Origin of the sequence: Terrabacter sp. NPDC000476 (genome assembly GCF_040300125.1) — a bacterium.
Lineage (GTDB): Bacteria > Actinomycetota > Actinomycetes > Actinomycetales > Dermatophilaceae > Terrabacter.
Window position 1 is genome coordinate 783009 of sequence record NZ_JBEPDF010000001.1, and the last position, 20644, is coordinate 803652.

Consider the following 20644-nt stretch of genomic DNA (forward strand, 5'->3'; position numbering starts at 1 on the left):
GAGGTCTCGCGGGCGGGACAGATCCTGCGGTCGCCCCGGGGCGACCCTTTACGCCGCGCCGGAGGTGATCTACCGTCGAAGGACAGCAGAACCGGATCGGACGGAGGTGCTCGCCTTGTTCAATCCCTCACGATCGCACCACGAGCCCGAAGGGCCGTGAAGGAACAGATCGCCACGAAGGGGAAGGTCTCGCGCCTTCCCCTTCGTCATGCGCGCCGGGCGCCGGACGCGCCGCGGTCATCGGCATCGGCGGGCGCCCGGAGGCGGCCCGCACACGCAGCCCACACACGCAGCGCACGCACGCAGCCCACACACGCAGCCCACACACGCAGCACGGGCCCCGGTCGCGACGACCGGGGCCCGTGCTGCGTTGCGTCGTCACCGCGCACGCGGCGCGGTCGACACCTCAGATGGAGTACTCGCCCGAGAAGGACTCGAAGACCCAGAGGCAGACGGCGACGACGGCGAGGAAGCCGCCGATGATGAACAGCCACCAGCCGACGGCGAGGCCGGCGAACATGATCGCGGCCGAGCCGGCGAGCCAGAGCGGCGTCCAGGAGCTCGCGACGAAGTAGCCGTAGTTGCCCTCGGCGTCCTCGATCTCACCGGACGCGTTGTCCTCCGGGCGGAGCGGCAGCTTCTTGCCGGTCATCGCCAGATAGAAGCCGCTCAGCGCGAAGAGCAGGGCCGTGAGGATCAGCGCCGTGACGCCGATCGGCTCCTGCCACTTCGACCAGAAGCCGTAGATCAGCGTGATCGGCACGAAGAAGACGAACAGGTAGAGGAAGAGCTTGGTCTCGACACGCATCGGGGTCAGTCCTCACGCTTCGTGGTGCTGGCGGTCTCGTGGCCGGCGACGTCCGCCGGGCCCATGACCTGGACGAGGGTGCTCTGGTCGGCGACGATCGCACCGCCACCGCTGGCCGCCTCCGGGTGGTGCAGGTCGAACGCAGGGCGCTCGGACCGGATCCGCGGCAGCGAGGTGAAGTTGTGGCGTGGCGGCGGGCACGAGGTGGCCCACTCGAGCGAGGCGCCGTAGCCCCACGGGTCGTCCGACTCGACGAGCGGCGCCGTGCGCCACGTCTTCCAGACGTTGTAGACGAACGGGATCATCGAGGCGCCGAGCAGGAACGAGCCGAGGCTCGAGACGATGTTCGCGGCCTGGAAGCCCTCCTCGGGCAGGTAGTCCGCGTAACGGCGGGCCATGCCCTCGACACCGAGCCAGTGCTGGATGAGGAAGGTCATGTGGAAGCCGATGAAGAGCATCCAGAAGTGGATCTTGCCGAGCGTCTCGTCGAGCATCCGACCGGTCAGCTTGGGCCACCAGAAGTAGTAGCCGGCGAACATCGCGAACACCACGGTGCCGAAGACGGTGTAGTGGAAGTGCGCGACGACGAAGTAGCTGTCGGAGAGGTGGAAGTCGAGCGCGGGGCTCGAGAGGATGATGCCGGTCAGGCCACCGAAGAGGAACGTCACGAGGAAGCCCATCGACCACAGCATCGGCGTGGCCATGACGACCTTGCCGCCCCACATCGTGCCGATCCAGTTGAAGAACTTCACGCCGGTCGGCACGGCGATGAGCATCGTCATCACCGCGAAGAAGGGGAGGAGCACCTGCCCCGTCACGTACATGTGGTGCGCCCAGACGCTCGCGGAGAGCGCGGCGATCGCGATGGTGGCGAAGACGAGCGTCTTGTAGCCGAAGATCGGCTTGCGGGAGAAGACCGGGAGGATCTCGCTGATGATGCCGAAGAACGGCAGCGCGATGATGTAGACCTCCGGGTGTCCGAAGAACCAGAAGAGGTGCTGCCACAGCATGGCGCCGTTGTTCTCGGCGTCGAAGATGTGCATCCCGAAGCGCCGGTCACCGCCGAGCGCGAAGAGCGCGGCCGCGAGGATCGGGAAGACGAGGATCGCGAGCAGCGAGGTGATCAGCACCGTCCAGGTGAAGATCGGCATGCGGAACATCGTCATGCCGGGCGCACGCAGGCAGATGATCGTCGTGATGAAGTTGACGGCGCCGAGGATCGTGCCGAAACCACCGAGGGCGAGGCCGAAGACCCAGAGGTCACCGCCGAGGCCGGGCGAGTAGCTGACGTCGGAGAGCGGCGCGTAGGCGAACCAGCCGAAGGCGGCCGCACCCTGCGGGGTGAGGAAGCCGATCGAGGCGATGAGGCCACCGAAGAGGTAGAGCCAGTACGCGAACATGTTGAGGCGCGGGAACGCGACGTCCGGCGCACCGATCTGCAGCGGCATCACCGCATTCGCGAAGCCGGCGAAGAGCGGCGTCGCGAAGAGCAGCAGCATGATCGTGCCGTGCATCGTGAAGAGCTGGTTGTACTGCTCCGGGTTATCGACGATCTGCAGACCGGGAGCCATCAGCTCGGCGCGGATCAGCAGGGCCATGAGGCCGCCGAGCAGGAAGAAGACGAACGAGGTGACGAAGTAGAGGTTGCCGATCACCTTGTGGTCGGTCGTCGTCACCCACTTGACGAAGGTCTGCCCCTTGAGCAGGCGCGGGCGGGCGGCGCTGACGCCGGTCGCCTGGGCCTCACGGTTGAGGGTTGCGGAGGTCATGAGCTGCTCCCAGAGCGTGCGGGTGCGGGGATCTTGTCGGCGTCGGCGGGGACCATCTTCTCGCGGCTGACGTCGACGGGGATGAGGCCGGTCTGGCCGACGGAGCGCAGGCGGGCCATCTCCTGGTCGTACTCGGCCTGCGGCACGACCTTGACCATGAAGAGCATCTGCGAGTGGTAGGCGCCGCAGAGCTCGGCGCACTTGCCCTGGAAGGTGCCGACCTCGGTGGGCGTCAGCTGGAACTTGTTCGTCTTGCCCGGGAGCATGTCCATCTTCATCATGAACGCCGGCACCCAGAAGCTGTGGATGACGTCACGCGCGTTGAGCACGAACTCGACGCGCTTGTTGACGGGCAGGTAGAGCACGGGCATCTGGTCGCGCTTGCCGGTCGTGCCGTCGAGCTCGGTGTGGACACCGCTCTCGTGCACGTCGGAGTCGACGTAGTTGAAGTCCCAGCTCCACTGCTTGGCCACGACGCTGACCGTGAGGTCCTTCTTCGTGCTCGTGTCGACGAGGGCGGCCTCGTCGCGCGCCGTGTAGGCGAAGAACACGGCCACCATGAAGACGGGGATGATCGTGTAGAGCAGCTCCATCGGCACGTTGTAGCGCAGCTGCACGGGCAGCGTCTCGTCGCCCTTGCGCTTGCGGAAGCGGATGGCGGCGTAGAGCATCAGGCCCCACGTGATGGCGCCGACGCCGAGCACGGCGATCCAGCTGCCGACCCAGAGGTCCGTGACGCGCTGGCCGCTGTCGGAAACCACTTCGGGCAGGTATCCGTTGGACACCTTGCCCTGGCATCCGCTGAGGGCGAGACCCGCGAGGGTCACGATCCCGGCGACACGCAGACCGGTGCGTCGCCGCCCGGTCCCGCCTACCACCGACGTCACCACCGGCGTCGCCGCTGGGGTGTCTTCGTGCTCAGGCACCAGGTGCACCTTTCGTTCCATACGTGGGCGCGCGAGGCGCGCGTCGAACGTGTTCCCGTCAATCCCAGTCAATCCGTCAGGGCAGCCATGGCCCACGGCGCAACCCTACCGCCCCACTTGTCACGGTGTCCGCGGGGGGCGGCTAACGTTGCGGAGTGGCCAGTCACGATCCGGGAACGAACGTTGGACCCGGTGCCGGACGCGGCCCGGAGCGCCCCGTACCCCCGCGTCGGCTGCTCGACGCGGCGGCCGGACCGCTCCACCCGGCCGCCCGCTCCACGCTCCTCGCCGCGGTGGACGTCGGGTGGGCCGACCCCGCCCGGCTGCACGCCGAGGGTCGCCGCGCCCGCGGGCTGCTCGACCGGGCGCGCGAGGTCGTCGCGGGTGGCCTCGGGGTGCGCCCCGTCGAAGTGAGCTTCCTGCCCAGCGGCCCCACCGCGCTCGCCCGGGCCGTCGACGGCATCACGTATGCCGCCCGCCGGCGTGGAGCGCGCACCGTGACCTCCGCGATCGAGCACTCCGCGGTGCTCGTGCCGGCCCGGGCCCGCGCGGCCGCCGCCGCCGACCCGACGCTGCTCGAGGAGGTCCCTGTCGACGCGCGGGGCCGCGTCGACCTCGGGGCCTGGGCCGCCGCGGTGGCCCACCCGGCGACCGTCGTGGCTGCCCTGCAGAGCGCGAACGGCGAGGTCGGCACCCGCCAGCCGCTCGGCGAGGCCAGGGCGGCCGCCGCGGCCCACGGCCTGCCCCTGCTCGTGGACGCCAGCGCCGGGCTCGGCCGAGACGCCGTGCCCACCGAGTGGGACGTGCTCGTCGGCGACGCCCGCTCGTGGGGCGGCCCCCCGCTCGGCGTGCTCGTCGTCCGCGAGGGCGTGCGTTGGCACTGGGACGGTGCCCGCGCCGACGTGGAGCACGGCCGCACCGACGTGACCCCGTGGGTGCCGCTCGCGCTGGCCGCGGCCGAGGCGTGGCAGCAGACGGCCGCCACGCGGCCGGCCGACGCCCCCGCGGCGCACGCGCTCGTCGACCGCATCCGGGCCGCGGCCGCCGAGGTGCCCGACACCGAGGTCGTCGGCGACCCGGAGGACCGCCTCCCCCACGTCGTGACCTTCTCCAGCCTCTACGTCGACGGCGAGGCGGTGGTCGGGGCGTTCGACGCGGCCGGCTTCGCCGTCTCCAGCGGCTCCGCGTGCACGTCGAGCACCCTGGAGCCCAGCCACGTGCTGGCGGCGATGGGGGTGCTGACCCACGGCAACGTGCGCGTCACCCTGCCCCTGCCCGCCGCCTCCTCCGCGCTGGCGGCCGACGTCGACGCATTCCTGGAGGCCATCGCCCCGACGGTGCGGGCCGTGCGCGACCGGCTCGGGGTGGGCGACCTGTGACCGCCGGCGCGGACGATCCCGCCGTCGTCGACGCACGCGGCCAGCGGTGCCCGCTGCCCGTCATCCGCCTCGCCCGCCTCGTGCGGCTGGTCGAGGACGACCCCACCGTCCTCGAGGTCACGGTGCTCGCCACCGACCCCGCTGCCGCGCACGACGTGCCGGCGTGGTGCCGGATGCGGGGACACCGCTTCGTCGGCGCGCGCGACGAGGGCGACCACACGGCATACGTCGTCGGGGTGGTCAGGCCCAGCGCGCCGGCAGCGGGGCGCTGAGCACGGTCGGGAGCGCCGCGAGGTACTCCTCACGCGGCACCTCGCGCACCCCGAGCGACGAGAGGTGCGGCGTCTGCCACTGCACGTCGACGAGCCGGCGCGGGTCGCCGTCGGCCACGAGGAGGTCGCGCAGGCCGACGAGGGCGACCTTCGAGGCGTCGCGCACGTGGTGGAACATCGACTCCCCGGCGAAGAGCCCACCGATGGCGACGCCGTAGAGCCCGCCGACGAGCTCGCCGTCCTGCCAGGTCTCCACCGAGTGCGCCCAGCCCGCGCGGTTGAGCGCGAGGTAGGCCTCGGCGATCTCCGGCGTGATCCACCGGCCGTCGCGGTCGGGCGCGGCACAGGCCTCGACCACGCCCTCGAAGTCCGTGTCGACGCGCACCTCGAAGTGCGCGAGCGACTTGCGCAGCGACCGGCTGACGAGCAGCTCGCTCGGGCGCAGGATGCCGCGGGGGTCCGGGCTCCACCAGCCCATCGGCTCCGCGCCGTGGTCGCCGATGCCCATCGGGAAGACGCCGACGGTGTAGGCCTCGTAGAGCGTGGCGACGTCGAGGTCCGCGCCGATGCCGACGAGGTCCTCCCCGGGGGTCACCCGGTCGAGGGCGAAGTCCCAGGGGGTCGACGGCGGCGGGGTGGGCACGAGCTCACGGCCGCGGGCACGTGATGTGCGGCGCGATCTCCTCGGCCGATTCGGGGCCGTAGGCCTCCGCGAGCCGCGCGAGGAAGCGGGCCTTGCCGAGGACGTACTCCTGCGTGCCGACGGTCTCGATGACGTAGGTGGCGAGCATCGAGCCGAGCTCGGCGCACCGGCGGTGCGGCAGGCCGGCGGCGAGACCGGTGAGGAAGCCGGACCGGAACGCGTCGCCGACACCCGTCGGGTCGGCCTTGCGCACCTCGCGGGCGATGCCGACCTCGATCGGCTCCTCCCCGCGCACGCGCACCGTGACGCCGTCCTTGCCGCGCGTCTTGACCTGCACCCGCACCCGGTTGCCCAGCTCCTCCTCGCTCCAGCCCGTCTTCTGGCAGGCGAGGTGGCTCTCGTACTCGTTCGTGAAGAGGTACTCGGCGCCGTCGACGAGCCGCTCGATCGTCTCGCCGTCGCAGAACGCGAGCTGCTGAGACGGGTCGGCCGCGAACGGGATGCCGCGGCTGCGGCACTCGTCGGAGTGGCGCAGCATCGCCTCGGGGTCGTTGGCGCCGACGACGACGAGGTCGAGGCCGCCGACGCGGCGCGCGACCGGCGCGAGCTCGATGTCGCGCGCCTCGGTCATGGCACCCGCGTAGAACGTCGCGATCTGCGCCATGTCGCGGTCGGTCGTGCAGATGAAGCGGGCCGTGTGCTGCGACTCGGAGTAGTGCACCGAGTCGCAGTCGACGCCGTGGCGCTGCAGCCAGCTGCGGTAGTCGGTGAAGTCCTCGCCCACCGCGCCGACGAGGACCGGGCGCTGGCCGAGGTTGGCCATGCCGAAGGCGATGTTGGCCGCCACACCCCCGCGCCGCACCTGCAGGTCCTGCGTGAGGAACGAGAGGGAGATCTTGTCGAGCTGCTCGACGACGAGGGAGTCGGCGAAGAGCCCGTCGAAGGTCATCAGGTGGTCGGTGGCGATGGAGCCGGTGATCGCGATCTGCACGGGAGCAACCTACCCGGCGGGGCCGCTCCCCCGACCACGGCCGCCCGGACCGCAGCCGGACCGCAGCCAGACCCGGACCACGGCCGGACCACGACGAAGGGCCCGACCGAGTGGTCGGGCCCTGCGTCGTGGTCGCGCTGGTGCGGCTCAGCTGAAGGAGTCGCCGCAGGCGCAGCTGCTGCCCGCGTTGGGGTTGTCGATCGTGAAGCCCTGCTTCTCGATCGTGTCGGCGAAGTCGATGGTCGCGCCCTCGAGGTAGGGCGAGCTCATGCGGTCGACGACGACCTCGACACCGTCGAAGTCGCGCACGAGGTCACCGTCGAGGGTGCGCTCGTCGAAGTAGAGCTGGTAGATCAGGCCCGAGCAGCCGCCGGGCTGCACGCCCACGCGAAGGCGAAGGTCGTCACGACCCTCCTGCTCGAGGAGGCTCTTGACCTTCGTCGCCGCGACGTCCGTCAGCACGACACCGTGGGCGGGAGCCTCGGTCTGAACCTCGGCGGCAGATGCGTTCGTCTCGACACTCATGTGGTGGTCCTTCACGTCGTGGTGCATGGGTCAGGAGTGACAACCCACGCCGTGCGGGAAGTGTTCCCTGCTGCTTCAGGATACGACCGGGGCGCCCGGATCCGTGCATCCGGGCCCGATCAGGCGCGTGTGGGCGACCACGTGCGGGCCACCCGGGCGGCCCGGTCGGCGAGGCGCGCGGCGGGGTCCGCGAGCGCCGCGGCGACCTGGTCGGGGCGCTCGGCCACGGCATACACGCCCGAGAGGCCGGCCGTCATCGACTCGCGCCGCCCGACGAGCGACTGGCCGGGCACCGCGACCGCCGGCACGCCGACGCGGCCCGCGGCCTCGGCGACCCCGACGACGACCTTGCCGCGCAGCGACTGCCAGTCGAAGCAGCCCTCCCCCGTCACCACGAGGTCGGCGCTCGCGACGAGGTCGGCGAAGCCGACGGCGTCGAGCACCGCCTCGACCCCCGAGACCCGGCGCGCGCCGAGCAGGTGCAGCGCGTAGCCGAGGCCGCCCGCGGCGCCCGCCCCCGGCTCGCGCTCGGGCTTGAGCAGGGCGCCGGTGATGAGGTCGCGGGCCGGCGGGCGCACCCGGGCGACGACGCTCGCGAAGTGCCCGAGGGCGTTCTCGAGGCGCTGGGCGTCCTCCTCCGACGCGCCCTTCTGCGGCCCGAAGACCGCGCTCGCCCCCTTGAGCCCGAGCAGCGGCGAGTCGACGTCGCTCGCGATGACGAGGTCGACCCCGCGGAAGCGGTCGCGCGCGGCGTCCAGCCCGGCCACGTCGTCGGCCGTCGTCGTCCCGAGCGCGAGTCCGCCGCGCCCGAGCCGTGCGACGGGCCCCGCACCGAGCGCGGCCAGCAGGCCGGCGCCTGCGTCGTTGGTGCCCGAGCCGCCGAGCCCGACCACGATGCGGCGGGCGCCGGCGTCGAGCGCGGCCTGCAGGAGCGTGCCGACCCCGGTCGTCGTCGTCACCGTGGGGTCGCGCTCGTCGGGCGCGAGCAGGTGCAGTCCGGCGGCCTGGGCCGACTCGACGTATGCCGTCCGGCCGGCCGCGCCGGTCGTCAGCAGGATCGTCGCCGGCACCTCGCGCCCCAGCGGGTCGGTCGTGACGACGGCGTGCACCTGCCCGTCGAGGTTCTCGGCGAGGACGTCGACGAAGCCGGGCCCGCCGTCCGAGAGCGGCACGAGCGTCAGCCGGTCGTGCGGGGCGCTGCGGGCCCACCCCTCGGCCAGGGCGGAGGCGGCCTGCCCGGCCGTCAGGGTGCCGGTGTAGCAGTCGGGGGCGAGGATCACGTGCACGCCGGCATCCTCCCACCGGCGGCGCGCGGGCGGCACGCGCGGGCGAGGCAGGCGCCGGGGGTCGCCGCCGTCGGCATACGATCTGGGGCATGACGACCGACACCACCTCGGCACCGGCCCCGCTCCCCCTCCTCGTGCTCGGGACGGGCACCGACCTGCACACCGAGCGCGGCGTCGAGTGCCCGGGAGACCTGCCCGCGGCGTCCGACCCCGGGCTCGTGGAGCGCGCGCGCGCGGCCAAGGCCGCCCTGGGCGACCGCGTCTTCGTGCTCGGCCACCACTACCAGCGCGACGAGGTCATCGAGTTCGCCGACGTGACGGGCGACTCCTTCAAGCTCGCCCGTGACGCCGCCGCCCGGCCCGACGCGCCCTACATCGTCTTCTGCGGCGTGCACTTCATGGCCGAGTCGGCCGACATCCTGACGAGCGACGAGCAGAGCGTCATCCTGCCCGACCTCGCGGCCGGCTGCTCGATGGCTGACATGGCCGCCATCGCCCAGGTCGAGGACTGCTGGGAGCAGCTCGAGGCGGCCGGCGTCGCGGGCTCGACGATCCCCGTGACCTACATGAACTCGTCCGCCGCGATCAAGGCCTTCACGGGCCGGCACGGCGGCACCATCTGCACGAGCTCGAACGCGCGCACCGCGCTCGACTGGGCCTTCGAGCAGGTGGGCGGCCTCGGGCTCGACGGCACGGGCACCGGCAAGGTGCTCTTCCTGCCCGACCAGCACCTCGGCCGCAACACCGCCGTGCGCGAGCTCGGCCTCTCCCTCGACGACTGCGTCGTGTGGGACCCGCACCGCCCGAACGGCGGCCTCACGCGAGAGCAGCTCTGGGCCGCCCGGATGATCCTGTGGCGCGGGCACTGCTCGGTGCACGGCCGCTTCTCCGTCGACGCCGTCGAGACGGCCCGGCGCGAGATCCCCGGGGTCAAGGTCATCGTGCACCCCGAGTGCCGCCACGAGGTCGTCGAGCTCGCCGACGAGGTCGGCTCGACGGAGAAGATCATCCAGACCATCGCGGCGGCCCCCGCCGGCACGTCGTGGGTCGTCGGCACCGAGCTCAACCTCGTGCAGCGGCTCGCCCGGCAGTTCCCCGAGCAGCGGATCGCCTTCCTCGAGAAGAACGTCTGCTACTGCTCGACGATGAACCGGATCGACCTGCCGCACCTCGTGTGGGCGCTCGAGTCGCTCGTCGAGGGGCGCGTCGTCAACCCGATCCGCGTCGACCCCACCGTGGCCGCCGAAGCGCGGGCGGCGCTCGACCGGATGCTCGCGCTGCCGGGCCACACCTCGAAGGACTGAGGCGTGGCGCCCACGCTCGACCGGATCGCGGTCGTCTCCGACGTCCACGGCAACGTCACGGCCCTCGAGGCGGTGCTCGACGACATCCGCGCCCGGAACATCACCCGCGTGCTCAACCTCGGCGACGTGGTCGGCAAGGGGCCGCGCGGCTCCGAGGCGATCAAGCTGACACGTGAGTCCTGCGAGCTGACGGTCCGCGGCAACTGGGACACCCTCATCGGCGACTGGGAGGGGTTCGTCGCACGCGGCGACGTGCCCCGCTTCCCGGCCGGGCAGTGGACCCGCGACGAGCTCACCGACGAGGACGCCGCCTGGCTGACCGGCCTGCCGAACGCATACGACCTCGTGATGAGCGGCAAGCGGATCCGGCTGTTCCACGCGTCGCAGACGAGCGAGTTCGTGCGGGTGCGCTGGGATCACACCGTGGACGAGTTCCGCGGGATGTTCACCAACACCGACTTCACCGGCCCGTGGGCACCGGGGCTGCCGGGCCACCCGGACGAGGCGTGGCCCGAGGGCACCACGCCCGACGTCGTCGGCTACGGCGACATCCACGGCGCCTACCTCGAGGCCGACGAGGGGCTGGTCCTCTTCAACGCGGGTGCCGTCGGCAACCACCTCGACGGGCCGAGCGCGCCCTACTGCATCCTCGAGGGGGTCACCGACTCGCTCGTGCCGCACAGCTTCTCGGTCAACTTCGTGCGGGTGCCCTACGACATCGAGGCCGAGATCGCGGCCGCGCGCGACCTCGGCATGCCCGACGCCGAGGCCTACGCCCTCGAGCTGCGCCACCAGGTCTACCGGGGAGCGGGCAAGCCGTCGTCGTGAGGGCGCTGCCCTGGCCGCCGACGTCCTGCCGCCCGCTCCCCCGACGCGTCAGCGGGGCAGCGCGCCCAGGCGGGCGAGGAACACGGCCTCGGCCACGCAGACCTTCTCGAACTCGGCGAGGTGCAGCGACTCGTTGGCGCCGTGCGCGCGGGTGTCGGGGTCCTCGACGCCCGTCACGATGATCGACGCGTCCGGGAACCGGGCCGAGAAGTCGGAGATGAAGGGGATCGAGCCCCCGACGCCCATGTCGACCGGCTCGGTGCCCCACGCGTCGGCGAAGGAGGCGCGGGCCTCGTCGTAGACCGGGCCCTCGGCGTCGGCCGCGAAGCCCGAGCCGTACTCCTCGGACTCGACGGTGACCCGGGCGCCCCACGGGGCGTGGTCGAGCAGGTGCTTCTCGAGCAGCTCGAAGGCGGCCTGCGGGTCCTGCGTCGGCGCGAGGCGCATCGAGACCTTCGCGGACGCGCGGGCGGCGAGGGTGTTCGACGCCTTGTCGACCGAGGTGACGTCCATGCCGATCGTCGTGATCGACGGCTTGGTCCACAGCCGGGAGAGGATCGAGCCCGAGCCGATGAGCGAGACGCCGTCGAGCAGCCCGGACTCCTCGCGGAAGCGGGCCTCGTCGTAGTCGAGCTCGGCGGCGGTGGACTCGTCGAGCCCCTGGACGGCGACGTTGCCGGCGTCGTCGTGGAGCGAGGACAGCAGGCGCACGAGCGCCGTGACCGCGTCGGGGGCGGCGCCTCCGAACATGCCCGAGTGCACCGAGTGGTCGAGCGTCTCGACCTTGACCACCGCCCGCACGCCGCCGCGCAGGGTGGTCGTCAGGGCAGGCGTGCCGATGTCCCAGTTGCCGGAGTCGGCGATGACGATGGCGTCGGCCGCGAGCCGGTCGCCGTGCTTCTCGAGGATCGTGCCGAGGGAGGGCGAGCCGGACTCCTCCTCGCCCTCGACGAAGACCGTCACGTCGACGGGGAGGTTCCCGGCGTGCGCACGCAGGGCGGCGACGTGGGCCATGACGCCGGCCTTGTCGTCGGCCGCGCCCCGGCCGTAGAGGCGCCCGCCGCGCTCCTCGGGCTCGAAGGGGGCGCTGTCCCAGTCGGCGTCGTCGCCGGGGGGCTGCACGTCGTGGTGGGCGTAGAGGGTCACCGTCGGCGCGCCCTCGGGACCGTCGAGGTGGCCGATGACGGCCGGTCGGCCACCCTCGACGACGACCTCGACGTCGAGGCCCTCGCGGCGCAGCAGCTCGGCCACGGCCTCGGCGCTGCGCGCCACCTGGCTCTGGTCGAACGACGAGGCCGACACGCTCGGGATGCGCACGAGCTCCTCGAGGTCGGCCCGCACCTGCGGCATGAGCTCTGCCACGCGGGCGCGGATCTGCTCGATCTGGTCAGGGGTCAACGTCGCGTCAGTCACGCCTGCGACCTTACCGACCGGCGGGTCCGGTGTGCCGGGCGGTGGCCGGGCAGCGGTCGCGCGGTGGTTCGGTGGTGGGCAGACGGTGGTCCGCCGGCCTGCGCGATGCGGGGCCCGGGCCCCGTTCGGCTTAGAGTGACACCGTGTTCGGACGCAAGAAGACCCTCAACGACGAGCTCGCCCCCACGGTGACGGCCGACCCGGCCCGCCCCGGTGCGAAGAACCGCCCCACGCCCAAGCGGCGCGAGCAGGAAGCCCTCAACAAGCGTCCGCTCATCGTGACCGACCGCAAGGCGGCCGGTGCCCAGGACAAGGCGGCCCGCCGCGAGGCGATGGCCAAGCAGCGCGCCGGCATGATGACCGGCGACGAGAAGTACCTGCCGGCCCGTGACAAGGGCCCGCGTCGCCGCTTCATCCGCGACACGGTCGACGCCCGCTGGAACATCGGCGAGTTCATGCTCCCCGTCATGCTGCTCGTGCTGCTGCTCAGTTTCGTGCGCACGAACTGGGCCCTGCTCATCGTCTTCGTCATGGTCTACGGCCTCATCCTCATCGCGGTCGGCGACGCCGTCCTGATGTGGCGTCGCACGCGCCGCAAGGTCGAGGACAAGTTCGGGGCGGCCGAGAAGGGCGACGCCTGGTACGCCATCATGCGCGCCTTCCAGATGCGTCGCACGCGCATGCCGAAGCCGCAGGTCAACCGCGGCGAGCACCCCGCCTGACAGCCGCCGCCTGAGCGCCGCCGCCCGACCGGGCGGCGGCCCAGCTCAGGCCTGGAGGTCGGCGAAGGCGAGCGGGGCCCGCGTCACGGCGTACGTCGCGAAGTAGAGCTTGGCGACCGAGCCGTCCGCGTCGCGCACCACCTCGAGCACCTCGCCGCGCTCGCGGCCCTCGACGGCCCGGAAGCGGTCCGGGCCCTCGGCGGCATATCGCGTCTCGGACAACGGGTCATGCTCGTCGAGGCGTGACCACAGCCCGCCGTCGCGCACGAAGAACGTGAGCGGCGAACCCTCCGACCACCAGAGCCCGAGCAGCTCGGCGAGCGCGGGCTGCTCCGACTCGGGCACCCAGGGCGCCGGGGCCGACGGCTCGGAGTCGAGCACCGCCTCGACGAGGTCGGTCGCGAGCGCGAGGGTCAGGGCGTTCGACGTCGCGTTGGCGAAGACGACCGCCCCGATGCCGTTGCGCCGGCGCACCCGCAGCCCGGTGAGGAAGCCGGGCATGGCACCGCCGTGGCCGACGAACACCCGGTCGCCGCGCCGGCCCATGCCGAAGCCGAGGCCGTAGGCGCCGCCCCACCCGTCGACGTCGGTCATGATGATCGGCCGGCACATCTCGTCGATCGTCTCCGGCCGCACGACGCGGTCGTCGGGGCGCGCGACGTAGGCGGCGTAGCGCGCCATGTCCGCGACCGTCGACCAGAGGCCGCCGAGGGGCGCCGTCGCGTTGAGCGTGAAGAGCGGCTCCTCGCTCGCCGTGCCGGCGTAGGGGTCGACCTGGTAGCCGATCGCGCGATCGGGCGCCGGCACGAGACCGGTGCGCGTCATCCCGAGCGGCTCCAGCACCCTCTCCTGCACGACGTGCTCCCAGTCCTGCCCGGTGACGCGCTCGACGACCTGGCCGAGCAGGCCGTAGGCGAGGTTGGAGTAGTGGAACGCGTGGTGGGCGGGCAGCACCTGCTCCGCCTCCTCGACGCCCGCGAGGAAGGCCTCGCGCTCCGGGGCCTCGAGGCTCTCCCAGATGTTGCCGACGGGCTCGCGCTGGAGGCCGGATGCGTGAGCGAGCATCTGTCGCAGCGGGACCCTTGCGTGCCGGGTGCCCGGCAGGTAGGTCTCCAGCGTGTCGTCGAGCGACAGCCTGTCCTCGTCGCGCAGCGACATCACCGTCAGGGCCGTGAAGGTCTTGGTGACCGAGCCGATCATGAACTGCGTGTCGTCGTCGGCGGGCGCCCCGGCGCCGCCCGCAGCCCCCGGCGCGCCGAGCCGGGCCGACCCGACGTGACCCGACCACACGAGGTGCCCGTCCCGCACGACACCGGCGCTGACGCCCGGCGACCGCCAGGAGCGCTGCGCCTCGGCGACGCGGTGGCGCAGGTCGCGCGCGAGCGCGTCGGAGAGCGGCTGCACCTCAGCGCTCACTCGGCCGCCCGCAGGCTCATCGGGCCGTAGACGACGGCGTCGTCCTCGCGGAGCGTGACGGACTCGACCCCGGCGGCGACGAGGTCGCGCCACGACTCGCCGAGGTAGTTCTCGGCGTCGCTCTGCGTCGGGAACGTCGTCGAGCTCAGGGCCTCCCCCGTCATCGGGTTGCCGTGGGCGTCGAGGTACAGCCAGGACCAGTCAGCACTCATGCCCGCCACCCTACGGGTCGGCCGTTTGACGCGCGGGGTGGCCGCGTGCCACGGTTCGCGTACCGAAGGACGATGGGGCAAGCCGGTGGGAATCCGGCGCTGACCCGCAACCGTGACGTCACCCGCAGCCGAACGAGGCGCGGACGACCAAGTCGGAAAACCCTCGTCCTGCCGGCTCCTTTGTCAGTCTGTCGTGGAATGCGGACCGGAGTCACCCGCCGGGGCCGCGCCAGCGCAGACCCGACACGGTGTCCGACCGCGAGGAGGAAACCGTGTCCCCTGTTCGTCGTGCCCCTCTCCGGGCCCTGCTCGTCGCCCTCGTCGCGGCGTGCCTCACCGCCCTCACGGTCGGGCCCGCGCAGGCCGCCGCCTACCGCTACTGGGGCTTCTACCAGCTCACCGACGGCGCCTGGGCCTTCGCGCAGAAGGGCCCGGACCAGACGGTGCCCAAGGACGGCAGCGTCGAGGGCTGGCGCTTCGCCGTCGCCGACGAGGCCTCCACCCGCTACCCCCGCGCCGTCCTCACCTTCGACGCGCTCTGCGCGAGCACGCCCGCCGAGTCGGGCAAGAAGCGCGTCGGCCTCGTCGTCGACTTCGGCCGGTCGGCCGACGCCGCCGACGCCGCCACTCCCCCGGAGCCCAAGGCCCTCTGCGCGGTCGTCGCGAGCGACGCGACGAGCGCCGCCGTGCTGGCCACCGCCGGCGACGTCCGCGTCGAGAAGGGCCTCGTCTGCGGCATCGCCGGCTACCCGGGCTCCGACTGCGGCGGCGCGGTCAAGGAGGTCACCCCGGAGGCCAAGGCCGCCGACCAGCCGGTGACGATCGCCGGCCCCGGCGCCACCCCGACGGCCGGCGCCACCCCGAGCGGCTCGGCCACGACCGCCGGCGACGTCGCCGCGGCGCCCGCGTCGTCGTCGACGGGTGGCAGCACGACGGCATACGTCGTCGGTGGCCTGCTGCTGCTCGCGCTCGTGGCCTACCTCCTCGTGCGCAGCCGCGCCCGGGCCCGCCGGGACGGCTGAGCGGGGGTCGGCGCCGCGATGGCGCAACGGGCGCGACTGCAGCACCCCGCAGCCTGGTGGCTGTGGGGGCTCGGTCTCGCCACGGCGGCGTCGCGCACGACCAACCCGCTCCTGCTCGTCGGGGTCATCGGCGTCTGCGTCCTCGTCGTCGCCGAGCGCCGCGACCCCGCCGTGGCCAACCCGCTGCCGGCCTTCCTCGCCATCGGCGCTGTCGTCGTCGCGTTCCGCGTCGTCATGACCGCGCTGCTCGGCAACGGCATCGTCGGCGGCACCGTGCTCTTCACGCTGCCGCAGGTGCCCCTGCCGGAGTGGGCGGCCAGCATCCGCCTCGGTGGCCCGGTCACGCTCGACGCGATCCTGTATGCCGTGTACGACGCCCTCCGCCTCGCCGCAGTGCTCGCGTGCCTGGGTGCGGCGAACGCGCTGGCGAGCCCGCGCCGGCTGCTGCGCTACCTGCCCGCCACCCTCTACGACGTCGGCACGGCCGTCGTCGTGGGCCTGACCTTCGCGCCGCAGCTGCTCTCGGACGCGCGTGACGTGCGCGCGGCCCGCACCCTGCGCGGCCGCGACGGCCGCGGGGTGCGCGAGCTGGCCCGGCTCACCGTGCCGGTGCTCGAGACCGCCTTCGAGCGCTCGCTCGGCCTCGCGGCGTCGATGGAGTCGCGGGGCTACGGCCGCTCCGTGCGGTCGAGCTCCACGTCACGCCGCGCCGCCACCACGCTGGCCCTCGTCGGTCTCGTCGGCGTCGTCGCCGGCCTCTACGGGCTGCTCGACGCCTCCGCCGGCGGGCTGCTCGGCCTCCCGCTGCTCGCCCTGGGTGCCCTCGTGGCGGCGTCGAGCCTCGCCGTCGGCGCCTCGCGCGACGGGCGGTCGGGGCACCGGCGTGACCGGTGGGCCTGGACCGAGACCGCGACCGTGGTGGCCGGAGCCGTGCCGGCGGCGGCGCTCGTGGTCGCCTCCACGCGCGGGTGGGACGGGGTGACGCCCGCCCAGCAGGCCGGGCTCCCCGCCGTCCCGCTCATCGCCGTGCTCGCCCTCCTCGTGGCCGCGCTGCCCGCGTGGCTCACCCCGATGCCCCGAGAGGTGGCCCCGTGATCACCTTCGACCACGTGTCGGTGCAGTATGCCGACGCAGCCGCTCCCAGCCTCCGCGACGTGACGCTGGAGGTGCCCGAGGGCGAGCTGGTGCTCGTCGTCGGGCCCACCGGCAGCGGCAAGTCGACGCTGCTGCGCACCATCAACGGGCTCGTGCCGCACTTCAGCGGCGGCACGTTGCGCGGACGGGTCACCGTCGACGGCCTCGACACGGCGGAGCACCGGCCGCGCGACCTCGCGACCGTCGTCGGCCTCGTCGAGCAGAACCCGACCTCGACCTTCGTCACCGACGTCGTCGAGGACGAGGTCGCCTACGGCATGGAGACGCTGGGTCTCGACCCGACGACGATCCGCCGCCGCGTCGAGGAGACCCTCGACCTCTTCGGCCTCACCCCGCTGCGGGCCCGGTCGTTGCGGGCGCTCTCGGGCGGGCAGCAGCAGCGCGTCGCCATCGCGGCCCTCTTCGCCGCCGGGCCGCGCGTGCTCGTCCTCGACGAACCGACGTCGGCCCTCGATCCCGTTGCGGCAGAGGAGGTCCTGGCCTCGCTCCACCGCATCGTGCACGACCTCGGGGTCACGGTCGTGCTCGCGGAGCACCGCCTCGAGCGCGTCGTGCACCACGCCGACCGGGTCGTGCTCGTCGACGACGGGCGCGTGTCGGAGCTGCTCGACCCGGCCGAGGCGATGCTGCGCTCGCAGATCTTCCCGCCGGTCGTCGGCCTCTCCCGGCTCGTCGGGTGGTCGCCGACCCCCCTGTCGATCCGTGACGCGCGGCGGAAGGCCGCGACCCTGCGCGACACGCTCGGCGCGAGCACGCCGCGGCCGACGGCCGACCTGCGCCTCATCGGGCCCGGCGACGCCGTGGCGGTCACGGGGCTCACGGTCTCGCGCGGCGGCCGGGTCGTGCTCGACGGCGTCGACCTCGACGTGGCCCGCGGCTCCATCACGACGCTCATGGGGCGCAACGGTGCGGGCAAGTCGACCCTGCTCGGGGCGCTGGCCGCCCAGCACCGACTCACGCGCGGGCAGGTGCGCCTCGGCGCCGACGGCGTCGACCCGCATGCACGGAGCCCGCGTGAGCGCGTGCGCACCGTCGGGCTCGTGCCGCAGCAGCCCGAGCTGCTCCTCTACGCCGACTCGGTCGCCGCGGAGTGCACCGCCGCCGACGAGGACTTCGCCGTGCCGGCGGGCACGGCCCGGGCGGTGCTCGACCGGATCTCGGACGGTGTCGACCCCGACCTGCACCCGCGCGACCTCTCCGAGGGGCAGCGGCTCGAGCTGGCCCTCGCCGTGATCCTCGCCGGCTCCCCCGAGGTGCTCCTGCTCGACGAACCGACGCGAGGCCTCGACTACGGCGCCAAGAAGCGGCTCGGCGAGGTGCTCACCGGGCTCGCCGCGCAGGGCACCACCGTCGTCCTCGCCACGCACGACGTCGAGCTCGCGGCCGAGGTGGCCGACCGCGTCGTCATCCTCGCGGACGGGGAGGTCGTGACCGACGGGCCGGCACGCGAGGTGCTGGCCTCCTCCCCCGCCTTCGCGCCACAGGTCACGAAGGTCCTGCTCCCGCAGACGTGGCTCACGGTGGCCGAGGTCGCCGGGGCGCTCGGGCGGATCGCGTGACCTCGCGCCGCGTCATCCCGCTGCGCTGGCCGGCCGTCGTGGCCGTCGCCGTCGTCGGGCTCGTCGGCCTCGTGGCCTTCACGTGGCCCTTCTTCGCCACGGGCGACGTCGCGCGCGACCACGGCAACGACGCGCCCTGGTTCTTCGCCGTCCTGCTCGCGCTGCTCGCCGTCGTGTGCCTCGCGGAGGTGACGGCCGGGCGCCTCGACGCGAAGACGATCGCCGTGCTCGGTGTGGCGGCCGCTGCGGGCGGCGCCCTGCGCCTGCTCAGCGCGGGCACGGCCGGGCTCGAGCCGATGTTCTTCGTCGTCATCGTCGCCGGGCGGGTGCTGGGCCCGGGCGTCGGCTTCGTGTCCGGGTCCCTCGCGGTCACGACCGGAGCCCTGCTCACGGGCGGTGTCGGGCCGTGGCTGCCGTTCCAGATGATCTGCGCCGGTGGCATCGGGCTCGGGGCCGGGCTGCTGCCGGGACGCGCGGGCGGGCGCACCGAGCGGTGGTCGCTCGCGGCCTACGCCCTCGCCACGGGCCTGGCCTTCGGGGTGCTCATGAACCTGTGGTTCTGGCCCTTCCTCGGCACCAACGCCCCGAGCGGCATGGGCTTCGTGCCGGGCGCCCCGCTGACCGAGAACCTCGGCCACTACGGGCTCTTCTACCTCGCGACGTCGCTGGGGTGGGACGTGCCGCGTGGCGTGCTCAACGCCGTGCTCGTCGTCGTGGCCGGCCCCGCTCTGCTCCGTGTCTTCCGCCGCGGCGCGCGGCGGGCCGCCTTCGGGACTCCTGTCGCGTTCGAGCCGGCGTCGGGAGCCACGGCCCCCGCCCCGGGAGCCGCCGCCCCCGCCCCGGGAGCCGCTGCGCCGGGGCCCCAGCGGTTGCACGGCGCGGAGAACAGCCGGTGAGCACTCCCCCGGGGCGGGTGGACGTGCCCGGCCCGGCCCGTCGGGCCGCGACCACCACTCTCGTCACCGGGCCCGTGCGCAGCGGCAAGAGCCGACACGCCGAGGACCTCGTCGACCTGCTCACCGCGCACCCCGGCGAAGCCACGTACGTCGCGACCGGCCGCCGGGCGGATCCGAGCGACCCCGAGTGGAGCCGGCGGGTGGCGGACCACCGGGCCCGGCGCCGGGGGTCGTGGCGCACCGTCGAGACGACCGACGTCGTCGCGGCCCTCGCCGCCGCCACCGGACCCGTCCTCGTCGACTGCCTCGGCACGTGGCTGACGGCCGTCGTCGACGGTGCGGGGTGGGACGACCTCGTCGTCGCCGCGGCGACGGTCCGGCGCGAGGGCGACCGGCTCGTCGCGGCACTCTGCGAGACGACGGTTCCCGTCGTCGTGGTGACGAACGAGGTCGGCTGGTCGCTGGTGCCCACGACGGCGTCCGGGCGGCTCTTCCAGGACGAGCTCGGCCGGCTCAACGCCCTCGTCGCCTCCGTCGCGGCGCACGTGCACCTCGTCGTCGCCGGGCGCGTCGTCGACCTCACGGACGCCCCGGTCGTGGCCGCACAGCCAGGTGGCGGGGCCACGCGTGCGTGACGCGTGGCGGCTCGCCCTCGGCACCTTCACGGCCCTGCCCGTCGCGATGCCGTCGCACGTCGACCGGCGCGTCCTCGGCCGGGCCATGCTCCTCGCGCCGCTGACGACCGCGCCGGCGTGCCTCGTGTGGGCCGCCCTCGGCGCGGCGGCCGTCCACGGCTGGGTGCCCAGCGGCGTCGCCGCCGTGCTCGCGATCATCGTCACGGCCCTGCTCTCCCGGGCGCTGCACCTCGACGGGCTCGCCGACCTCGCCGACGGCCTGACGTCCGGCCACGACCGCGAGCGGTCCCTGGCCGTCATGCGTCGGGGCGACACCGGACCGGCCGGGGCGGCGGCGATGGTGCTCGTCCTGCTGCTCGAGGCCGCCTGTCTCGCCGGCCTGTTCACCACCCCCGCCGGCACCGCCCTGGCCGTCGTCGCCCTCGTCGCGAGCCGGCTGGCCTGCGCGGTGTGCACGCGCGACGGCATACCTCCCGCGCGCGACGAGGGTCTGGGTCAGGGCGTCGCGAGCACCGTGGGACGCGCCCGGCTCATCGGTCTCGTGACGCTCGTCGCCGTCCTCGGCGCGGTGGTGGCGACGTGGGTGGACTCGGGCCAGACGGGGTGGCGGACCGGGGTCGGCGCCGCCCTCGTCGTGCTGGCCGCCGTGGCGGGCGCCGTCGCCACCCGGCGCCGTGCCGTCCGACGCCTGGGCGGGGTCACTGGCGACGTCATCGGCGCCGCGATCGAGGTCGCGCTGTCCGCCGCCGCAGTCACCGCCACCCTCGTCACCTGACCGTCGAAAGGCCACCCTTCGCGGGTCCCGAACCGTCGAAAGGCCACCCTTTGCGGGTCCCGAACCGTCGAGAGGCCACTCTTTGCGGGTGCCGCCTAGTCGAGGGGC

Annotated in this window: 21 protein-coding genes and 1 riboswitch; of the genes, 11 read left to right on the forward strand and 10 right to left on the reverse strand. The window is 73.5% G+C overall.

The genetic code is table 11. The features are described from left to right. Nucleotides 1–406 precede the first annotated feature (406 nt). The 3 genes from ABT295_RS03650 to ctaC are packed head-to-tail and all read right to left on the reverse strand — an operon-like array spanning nt 407 to nt 3503. Complete coding sequence (locus ABT295_RS03650; RefSeq protein ID WP_352393048.1) at nt 407–808, reverse strand: cytochrome c oxidase subunit 4; 402 nt, start codon at nt 806–808, stop codon at nt 407–409. A gap of 5 nt (nt 809–813) precedes the next feature. Further along, nucleotides 814–2577, reverse strand: a complete 1764-nt coding sequence (ctaD, locus tag ABT295_RS03655) for an aa3-type cytochrome oxidase subunit I (protein WP_352393049.1) — start codon at nt 2575–2577, stop codon at nt 814–816. Then, nucleotides 2574–3503 carry an aa3-type cytochrome oxidase subunit II gene (gene ctaC / locus ABT295_RS03660; protein WP_352393050.1) on the reverse strand — a complete coding sequence of 310 codons (930 nt, stop codon included), beginning with the start codon at nt 3501–3503 and terminating at the stop codon, nt 2574–2576. Before ctaC ends, ctaD begins: the two co-directional genes overlap by 4 nt. Nucleotides 3504–3796: 293 nt before the next feature. Between ctaC and ABT295_RS03665 the strand changes: the two genes are divergently transcribed. Together ABT295_RS03665 and ABT295_RS03670 are read left to right on the forward strand one after the other, a co-directional pair. Continuing rightward, nucleotides 3797–4882 (forward strand): cysteine desulfurase family protein, encoded by a 1086-nt coding sequence (locus tag ABT295_RS03665; RefSeq protein ID WP_352393051.1) that lies wholly within the window; start codon nt 3797–3799, stop codon nt 4880–4882. Further along, nucleotides 4879–5154: a sulfurtransferase TusA family protein gene (locus ABT295_RS03670; RefSeq protein ID WP_352393052.1), complete on the forward strand. Its 276-nt coding sequence runs from the start codon at nt 4879–4881 to the stop codon at nt 5152–5154. The genes ABT295_RS03665 and ABT295_RS03670 overlap by 4 nt, the downstream gene beginning before the upstream one ends. Here ABT295_RS03670 and aat read toward each other — a convergent pair. The 4 genes from aat to ABT295_RS03690 all read right to left on the reverse strand — a co-directional run bounded on the left by aat (nt 5123) and on the right by ABT295_RS03690 (nt 8599). Next, on the reverse strand, nt 5123–5797 hold the full coding sequence (aat, locus tag ABT295_RS03675; RefSeq protein WP_345507841.1) for a leucyl/phenylalanyl-tRNA--protein transferase: 675 nt from the start codon (nt 5795–5797) through the stop codon (nt 5123–5125). The genes ABT295_RS03670 and aat overlap by 32 nt on opposite strands. 4 nt (nt 5798–5801) lie before the next feature. Continuing rightward, nucleotides 5802–6788, reverse strand: a complete 987-nt coding sequence (locus ABT295_RS03680; protein ID WP_352393053.1) for a carbohydrate kinase family protein — start codon at nt 6786–6788, stop codon at nt 5802–5804. 147 nt (nt 6789–6935) lie between these two features. Beyond that, nucleotides 6936–7313 carry an iron-sulfur cluster insertion protein ErpA gene (gene erpA / locus ABT295_RS03685; RefSeq protein ID WP_352393054.1) on the reverse strand — a complete coding sequence of 126 codons (378 nt, stop codon included), beginning with the start codon at nt 7311–7313 and terminating at the stop codon, nt 6936–6938. Nucleotides 7314–7432: 119 nt separating this feature from the next. Further along, entirely contained in the window at nt 7433–8599 is a 1167-nt protein-coding gene (locus ABT295_RS03690; protein WP_352393055.1) for a glycerate kinase family protein, read from the reverse strand. A gap of 89 nt (nt 8600–8688) precedes the next feature. Here ABT295_RS03690 and nadA point away from each other — a divergent pair, with 89 nt between their 5' ends. Together nadA and ABT295_RS03700 are read left to right on the forward strand one after the other, a co-directional pair. Continuing rightward, nucleotides 8689–9903: a quinolinate synthase NadA gene (gene nadA / locus ABT295_RS03695; protein WP_352393056.1), complete on the forward strand. Its 1215-nt coding sequence runs from the start codon at nt 8689–8691 to the stop codon at nt 9901–9903. A gap of 3 nt (nt 9904–9906) precedes the next feature. Continuing rightward, on the forward strand, nt 9907–10731 hold the full coding sequence (locus ABT295_RS03700; protein ID WP_352393057.1) for a metallophosphoesterase family protein: 825 nt from the start codon (nt 9907–9909) through the stop codon (nt 10729–10731). 48 nt (nt 10732–10779) lie between these two features. Here the strand turns inward: ABT295_RS03700 and ABT295_RS03705 are convergent, their stop codons facing one another. Beyond that, nucleotides 10780–12144 carry a dipeptidase gene (locus tag ABT295_RS03705; protein WP_352393058.1) on the reverse strand — a complete coding sequence of 455 codons (1365 nt, stop codon included), beginning with the start codon at nt 12142–12144 and terminating at the stop codon, nt 10780–10782. A gap of 143 nt (nt 12145–12287) precedes the next feature. On the opposite strand from ABT295_RS03705, the gene ABT295_RS03710 reads away from it, so the two are divergent. Further along, nucleotides 12288–12866 (forward strand): DUF3043 domain-containing protein, encoded by a 579-nt coding sequence (locus ABT295_RS03710; RefSeq protein ID WP_352393059.1) that lies wholly within the window; start codon nt 12288–12290, stop codon nt 12864–12866. A 45-nt stretch (nt 12867–12911) separates the two neighbouring features. Here the strand turns inward: ABT295_RS03710 and ABT295_RS03715 are convergent, their stop codons facing one another. Both ABT295_RS03715 and ABT295_RS03720 read right to left on the reverse strand, forming a co-directional pair. Further along, entirely contained in the window at nt 12912–14282 is a 1371-nt protein-coding gene (locus ABT295_RS03715) for a serine hydrolase domain-containing protein (protein ID WP_352393060.1), read from the reverse strand. Continuing rightward, nucleotides 14279–14494, reverse strand: a complete 216-nt coding sequence (locus tag ABT295_RS03720; protein WP_345507850.1) for a hypothetical protein — start codon at nt 14492–14494, stop codon at nt 14279–14281. Before ABT295_RS03720 ends, ABT295_RS03715 begins: the two co-directional genes overlap by 4 nt. Before the next feature lie 24 nt (nt 14495–14518). Continuing rightward, a riboswitch (cobalamin riboswitch) is annotated at nt 14519–14677 on the forward strand. A gap of 89 nt (nt 14678–14766) precedes the next feature. Between ABT295_RS03720 and ABT295_RS03725 the strand changes: the two genes are divergently transcribed. The 6 genes from ABT295_RS03725 to ABT295_RS03750 are packed head-to-tail and all read left to right on the forward strand — an operon-like array spanning nt 14767 to nt 20536. Further along, a complete protein-coding gene (locus ABT295_RS03725; protein WP_352393061.1) occupies nt 14767–15516 on the forward strand; it encodes an SCO2322 family protein in 750 nt (249 codons plus the stop codon). Between the two features lie 18 nt (nt 15517–15534). Beyond that, nucleotides 15535–16611: an energy-coupling factor transporter transmembrane component T gene (locus tag ABT295_RS03730; protein ID WP_352393062.1), complete on the forward strand. Its 1077-nt coding sequence runs from the start codon at nt 15535–15537 to the stop codon at nt 16609–16611. Then, nucleotides 16608–18230, forward strand: a complete 1623-nt coding sequence (locus ABT295_RS03735) for an ABC transporter ATP-binding protein (protein ID WP_352393063.1) — start codon at nt 16608–16610, stop codon at nt 18228–18230. Before ABT295_RS03730 ends, ABT295_RS03735 begins: the two co-directional genes overlap by 4 nt. Then, nucleotides 18227–19126, forward strand: a complete 900-nt coding sequence (locus ABT295_RS03740; RefSeq protein ID WP_352393064.1) for an ECF transporter S component — start codon at nt 18227–18229, stop codon at nt 19124–19126. The genes ABT295_RS03735 and ABT295_RS03740 overlap by 4 nt, the downstream gene beginning before the upstream one ends. Further along, on the forward strand, nt 19123–19761 hold the full coding sequence (locus tag ABT295_RS03745) for a bifunctional adenosylcobinamide kinase/adenosylcobinamide-phosphate guanylyltransferase (protein ID WP_352393065.1): 639 nt from the start codon (nt 19123–19125) through the stop codon (nt 19759–19761). Before ABT295_RS03740 ends, ABT295_RS03745 begins: the two co-directional genes overlap by 4 nt. Beyond that, nucleotides 19754–20536 (forward strand): adenosylcobinamide-GDP ribazoletransferase, encoded by a 783-nt coding sequence (locus tag ABT295_RS03750; protein ID WP_352393066.1) that lies wholly within the window; start codon nt 19754–19756, stop codon nt 20534–20536. Before ABT295_RS03745 ends, ABT295_RS03750 begins: the two co-directional genes overlap by 8 nt. The last annotated feature ends 108 nt before the right edge of the window (nt 20537–20644 follow it).

Excerpts from the sequence above, each read along its gene's own strand:
- ctaD (WP_352393049.1), bottom strand. The coding sequence starts at position 2,577 with ATGACCTCCGCAACCCTCAACCGTGAGGCCCAGGCGACCGGCGTCAGC.
- erpA (WP_352393054.1), bottom strand. The coding sequence starts at position 7,313 with ATGAGTGTCGAGACGAACGCATCTGCCGCCGAGGTTCAGACCGAGGCT.
- ABT295_RS03730 (WP_352393062.1), top strand. The coding sequence starts at position 15,535 with ATGGCGCAACGGGCGCGACTGCAGCACCCCGCAGCCTGGTGGCTGTGG.
- ABT295_RS03650 (WP_352393048.1), bottom strand. The coding sequence starts at position 808 with ATGCGTGTCGAGACCAAGCTCTTCCTCTACCTGTTCGTCTTCTTCGTG.
- nadA (WP_352393056.1), top strand. The coding sequence starts at position 8,689 with ATGACGACCGACACCACCTCGGCACCGGCCCCGCTCCCCCTCCTCGTG.
- ABT295_RS03720 (WP_345507850.1), bottom strand. The coding sequence starts at position 14,494 with ATGAGTGCTGACTGGTCCTGGCTGTACCTCGACGCCCACGGCAACCCG.